General features: G+C 52.7%; 2 protein-coding genes. One reads left to right on the forward strand and one right to left on the reverse strand.

The window, feature by feature from the left end; all coding sequences use genetic code 11:
- Positions 1-309: 309 nt before the first annotated feature.
- A complete protein-coding gene (locus tag H7828_RS22650; protein WP_226783322.1) occupies positions 310-1,509 on the reverse strand; it encodes an AAA family ATPase in 1,200 nt (399 codons plus the stop codon).
- A gap of 108 nt (positions 1,510-1,617) precedes the next feature.
- On the opposite strand from H7828_RS22650, the gene H7828_RS22655 reads away from it, so the two are divergent.
- A complete protein-coding gene (locus H7828_RS22655) occupies positions 1,618-2,520 on the forward strand; it encodes an IS1 family transposase (protein WP_226783323.1) in 903 nt (300 codons plus the stop codon).
- Positions 2,521-2,529 lie beyond the last annotated feature (9 nt).

Genomic DNA, 2,529 nt, shown 5'->3' on the forward strand with positions numbered 1-2,529 from the left:
CGGTAGTGGGTCAGTTTGAAATCAGAAAGTAAACCCTCGCGCGAGGCACCATTTGCACCGACCCGCGCGAGGCACTATCTTGGGTACATGACAAACAAGCCCAAAAGACCCCGTGACGCCAACCAGCTTGCCAAGTTCATCGTGGACATGGCGACGGGTGAGGAGCCCGTGCATGAGCCTGACACGTCAGGACAGCGCGAAGGTGGATTGCGCGGCGGGAAAGCCAGAGCGGATAAGCTCACGCCCAGGAAGCGTAGCGAAATCTCTGCCAAAGCGGCAGGCTCACGATGGACTAAGAGAAAATCTGAATCAAATTAATCCGTCACGTTTCCCCACCATAACGATATAAGGCCTTATGGGAGCTTCTATAAACTGGTACTGATACCGCTTTGGTTTTCCCGTTTTTCTTAAGACTGGTCCACGCGAATCGTCACAGAAGGCTGCGAGATGCCTTGCGAAGTGCCCGAACTCCACTGGCCTTTCCAGTATATCGCACAATGGCCCCTTAACGTCAGATGCACTAAACAGGCCCATTTGATCGCGGTGCGCCAAGGCGCAAGCGAGAAGAACTTGGGGATATATGTTATCCTTTGCACTGTACGTCGCGTCCTTATAGGCCTGCTGAAGCGATTCTTGCGCTTTTTTTGTACCCTCCCGAACAGCGGCGCTGACATCCAACTCGTCGCAGGAACGGTTTTTGCGCGAAATCGCGTTTAACAGGGTTTCCCGCGCGATAAGGTGCGCAAAGCCGGGAAACCCTTGGGAGAGATCAATGATTTCCATTCGCCTGTCGTCGGGTATGGAAACACCTATTTCTGGCGTTCTGTCAGTAATTATTTCATCAATCTCCGCGTCTGACATGCGCGGCATCTGAATTTGTTGACAGCACCGCCCTATGGATGGGTGGGCGCCGAACAGTTCCGTAACTGAGAACCCTACGCCTACGACAATAACAGTAATATTTGCTGGATAATCGGAGAAGTGTTTGATGGTATCTGCCATCGCATTTTTCGTTGCCTGATCGCTGATCCGGTCAAACTCGTCAAAAATAAAGATGTACTGTTTTGACCTATCGAGGGTTTCAAGAACCTTCGGCACTATGAAATGCCTAGTCTCACTCTTGAGTAGATCAGATACTGGTGTGCCTTCATACTCAAAGTCAAAAAGAACCTTTGACCAAAGATCAAAGAAGCTGTCTTCGGGGCGACAATTCTCTTTGATAAACTTAAGGTTAGTAACCTGTTCGGGGACGCGATCACGGAGAATGTTGGCCAGCGATGACTTGCCCACCCCACGTTCGCCATGAACAATAGCATGAGCGCCTTTCTCATATATCACATCAAGAAGGTCTGCCACCTGATCCAGTCGTCCAACAAATAGCCGATCTTGGTCAACTGGGCTTTTTGGCTCAAAGAGCTGCTTAGTTTTTGCATAAGCCAAGTTCCAATCTTGTTTCCCCCACGTCTCGGGGAGCTCAACCTCATCAAAAAGGCTTCTGGTGTTAGTCATGTGATTCTCCGTTTTACTTGCGCAAGTAGTAGCATAACTTGCGCAAGTAGCAAGAATAATAGCGCATAATGCTTGACTGCCGGTCAGTTTGACAATTATGTTTGGCTTATGAACAAGCTAGACGCCAAAACCCGCACCCTGATTATCCGCCTTCTGGTGGAAGGCAACTCCATCCGCGCCACATCACGCATCGCTGACGTGTCCAAGAACACCGTCACGAAGTTGCTAGAGGATGCGGGCAAAGCCTGCGCCGCGTTCCACGATGAGAACGTGCGCGATATCGAAGCCAACCATGTGCAGGCGGATGAAATCTGGGCCTTCTGCTACGCCAAAGAGCGCAACGTGAAGGGCGCAAAGGCCGCACCTGCTGATGCTGGCGATATCTGGACGTGGACCGCCATGGACCGCGATAGCAAGTTGATGATCTCCTACACCGTGGGCGACCGTTCGCAGGCCACCGCGCGCGAGTTCATGTTCGATCTGGCTGGCCGTCTTGCAACCCGCATTCAACTGACCACGGACGGTCACGGCGGATACCTCAAGGCGGTCACTGACGCTTTCTCTGGCGACGTGGACTATGCCATGCTGATCAAGCAATACGGCGATCTGACGGGCCAGAAAGGCCACGAGCGCAAGTATTCCCCCGCTGAATGCACCGGCGCCAAGAAAGAGGCGATCTTCGGCAAGCCTGACATGGATCAGGTTGGCACATCCCATGTTGAGCGCCAAAACCTGACAATGCGTATGGGGATGCGCCGGTTCACCCGTCTGACCAACGCGTTCAGCAAGAAAGCCGAGAATCACGCCTACGCGGTCGCCCTGCACTTCATGCACTACAACTATTGCCGTATCCACAAGACGCTGCGCGTGACGCCAGCAATGGCCGCCAACCTTGTCGCATCGCCTTGGACTGTTGATGATATCGTAGCGCTGGTGGAAAAGGCGGAGGACGCTGCGCCCATGAAGCGTGGCCCCTACAAACCCCGCGCGAAAAAAGATATTTCAAACTGACCCACTACC

This window comes from Oceaniglobus trochenteri (assembly GCF_020529025.1).
Classification (GTDB): domain Bacteria; phylum Pseudomonadota; class Alphaproteobacteria; order Rhodobacterales; family Rhodobacteraceae; genus Oceaniglobus; species Oceaniglobus trochenteri.

What these genes read in the sequence shown, in the direction of transcription:
- H7828_RS22650 (WP_226783322.1), bottom strand. Translation starts at nt 1,509, where the DNA reads ATGACTAACACCAGAAGCCTTTTTGATGAGGTTGAGCTCCCCGAGACG.
- H7828_RS22655 (WP_226783323.1), top strand. Translation starts at nt 1,618, where the DNA reads ATGAACAAGCTAGACGCCAAAACCCGCACCCTGATTATCCGCCTTCTG.